Origin of the sequence: Paraburkholderia sp., from assembly GCF_026225065.1 — a bacterium.
Lineage (GTDB): Bacteria > Pseudomonadota > Gammaproteobacteria > Burkholderiales > Burkholderiaceae > Paraburkholderia.
Window position 1 is genome coordinate 1 of record NZ_JAMFSB010000105.1, and the last position, 3,184, is coordinate 3,184.

4 protein-coding genes are annotated in these 3,184 nt (G+C 62.0%); all 4 read left to right on the top strand.

Features of this window, described 5'->3' with window-relative positions:
- Positions 1-1,046, top strand: a 1,046-nt coding sequence (locus tag M0954_RS08055) for an adenosylhomocysteinase (protein ID WP_297352553.1), incomplete at its 5' end; no start/stop codon positions are given.
- Positions 1,047-1,223: 177 nt separating this feature from the next.
- A complete protein-coding gene (locus M0954_RS08060; RefSeq protein ID WP_122152823.1) occupies positions 1,224-1,577 on the top strand; it encodes a phage holin family protein in 354 nt (117 codons plus the stop codon).
- A gap of 33 nt (positions 1,578-1,610) precedes the next feature.
- Positions 1,611-2,441, top strand: a complete 831-nt coding sequence (gene metF, locus M0954_RS08065; protein WP_122152822.1) for a methylenetetrahydrofolate reductase [NAD(P)H] — start codon at positions 1,611-1,613, stop codon at positions 2,439-2,441.
- Between the two features lie 225 nt (positions 2,442-2,666).
- Positions 2,667-3,184: ABC transporter substrate-binding protein (locus M0954_RS08070; protein ID WP_297352555.1), on the top strand; the 518-nt coding region annotated here is incomplete at its 3' end.

Genomic DNA, 3,184 nt, shown 5'->3' on the forward strand with positions numbered 1-3,184 from the left:
AATGGCCGAACGGCGAATTCGCCAACATGATCCTCGACGACGGCGGCGACGCCACGTTGCTGCTGATCCTCGGCTCGAAGGCTGAAAAGGATCGCTCGGTCATCGCCAAGCCGAACAACGAGGAAGAAGTCGCGCTGTACAAGTCGATCGCTTCGCACCTCGACGCAGATCCGACCTGGTACTCCACGCGCCTGAAGCACATCAAGGGCGTGACGGAGGAAACCACCACGGGCGTGCACCGTCTGTACCAGATGGAAACGGAAGGCCGCCTGCCATTCCCGGCTATCAACGTCAACGATTCGGTTACCAAGTCGAAGTTCGACAATCTGTACGGCTGCCGTGAATCGCTGGTCGACGGTATCAAGCGCGCCACCGACGTGATGATCGCCGGCAAGATCGCACTAGTCGCGGGTTACGGCGACGTGGGCAAGGGCTGCGCGCAATCGCTGCGCGGCCTGGGCGCGACGGTGTGGGTCACGGAAATCGATCCGATCTGCGCACTGCAGGCGGCGATGGAAGGGTACCGTGTCGTGACGATGGAATACGCCGCCGACAAGGCCGACATCTTCGTGACGGCCACCGGCAACTTCCACGTGATCGGCCACGACCACCTGAAGGCGATGCGCCACAACGCGATCGTCTGCAACATCGGTCACTTCGACTCGGAAATCGATATTGCGTCGACCCGTCAGTACCAGTGGGAAAACATCAAGCCGCAAGTCGACCACATCATTTTCCCGGACGGCAAGCGCGTCATCCTGCTGGCTGAAGGCCGCCTCGTGAACCTCGGTTGCGCCACCGGCCACCCGTCGTTCGTGATGTCGAACTCGTTCACCAACCAGACGCTCGCGCAGATCGAACTGTTCACCCAAGGCGGGAAGTACGAGAACAAGGTGTACGTGCTGCCGAAGCATCTCGACGAGAAGGTGGCGCGCCTGCATCTGGCGCGCATCGGCGCGAACCTGACCGTGCTGTCGGACGAGCAGGCGGGCTATCTCGGTGTCGACAAGAACGGTCCGTTCAAGCCGAACCACTACCGTTACTAAGTAGACCGATAGGCAGTGCAACAGGCAAGCTAAGCAGCGCGTGCCGCCGCCGGTAGCCGCACAGGCAATCCGGCGGGCGGCACACGGCAAAGGCGGTGCCGGACTGGCAACCGGCCTTTGCCGCCTGGCCGGACTGTTGCGCTCAATCCCGGACTTTCAGCCAAAAAGGAGCTCTACATGACCGTGCTGCTGACCTGGGTGATCAATGCGCTCGCGCTCCTGATCATCACGTACCTCGTCCCTTCGATCCACATCCGCAGCTTCGGCACCGCGCTGATCGTTGCGGTGGTGCTCGGGTTGATCAACACCGTGCTGCGACCGGTGCTGATCCTGCTGACGCTGCCCGTGACGATCGTCACGCTCGGACTCTTCATTCTGGTGGTCAACGCACTGTGCTTCTGGCTGTGCGCATCGCTGCTGAAGGGCTTCGAAGTGTCGGGCTTCTGGTCGGCGTTCATCGGTTCGATCCTGTACAGCATCGTTTCCTGGCTGCTGTCCGCGCTCATCTTCGGCAACAAGAGTTTCGGCTGAAGTGAGCTTCATTTTTAGAAGGGCGATCGAGTCATGAATCCGCTCGAACTTTCATTCGAATTCTTCCCGCCGAAGACGCCAGACGGCGTCGAGAAGCTGCGCGCCACGCGCGCACAACTCGCGCCGCTCAAGCCGAAGTTCGTCTCCGTCACCTTCGGCGCCGGCGGCTCGACGCAGCGCGGCACGCTCGACACCGTCGTCGATATGGCGAAGGAAGGGCTGGCAGCGGCGCCGCATCTGTCCTGTATCGGCTCGTCGAAGGAGAGCCTGCGCGCGATCCTCAACGAGTACCGTTCGCATGGCATCCGCCATATCGTCGCGCTGCGCGGCGACCTGCCGTCCGGCATGGGTGAGGTCGGCGAGTTTCGCTATGCGTCGGAGCTGGTGAGCTTCATTCGCGCCGAGTTCGGCGACTGGTTCTGGATCGAGGTGGCCGGTTATCCGGAGTACCACCCGCAGGCGCGCTCGCCGCGTCACGATCTGGAAAACTTTGCCCGCAAGGTGAAGGCCGGCGCCAATTCGGCGATCACGCAGTACTTCTTCAACGCGGATGCGTATTTCCGCTTCGTGGACGATGCGCGGAAGCTCGGCGTCGACGTGCCGATCGTGCCCGGCATCATGCCGATCACGAACTTTTCGCAGTTGATGCGCTTCTCTGAGATGTGCGGCGCGGAAGTGCCGCGCTGGGTGGCGCGCCGGCTGGAAAGCTACGGCGACGACCGCGAAGCGATCCGCGCGTTCGGACTCGATGTGGTCACGGACTTGTGTCAGCGTCTGATCGACGCGCGCGCGCCGGGGCTGCATTTCTACACGCTCAACAACGCAGCGGCCACCAAAGGCATCTGCGACCGGTTGAATGCTTGACGTTTAAGCTTCACACCGCGCGGCCGGCTGGCTGCGCGGTTCAACTCGCGCTGCTCCTGCGTGTTCCCTGTTCCTTCTCCCTGTCCGTTTCCGCCATATTTGGTGCGTTGCCGCAGACACGCGTTGCATGCCCGCCGTACGCGGGGTAGAACCCTGGATTGAAGCTGAATATTGTGCCGTCTATGATCGGGGCGCAGCCGACCCGGCTGCTGTCCGGAGACCGTCATGACAGTGTCATCCATGCTGTTCGCAGTTCGCCAGTATTGCCTGCCCGCCCTGACAACCCTGGCCGTTGCCACGGCATGCTGCACACCTTTCACCGCATCGGCCGCCTCTCTGCCCGATAAAACCCTCGTGTTCTGCTCGGAGGGCAGCCCAGCGGGCTTCGATTCTGCGCAGTACACCACCAGCGTCGAGTTCACCGCGGGCTCCTACACCGTCTACAACCGGCTGGTCGAGTTCGTCCAGGGCGGCACTGACATCGAGCCGGGCCTCGCCGAGAAGTGGGACGTCTCCCCGGACGGTCTGCAATACACGTTTCACCTGCGCCATGGGGTGAAGTTCCAGACCACCTCCTTCTTCAAGCCGACGCGCGAATTCAATGCGGACGACGTCGTGTTCACCTTCCAGCGCATGCTGGATCCGGACCAGCCGTTTCATAAGGCGTATCCGGTGCCGTTCCCTTACTTCAGCGATCTGGGACTCGTGAAGAACGTCGATAAGATCGAGGCGCTCGACCCGTA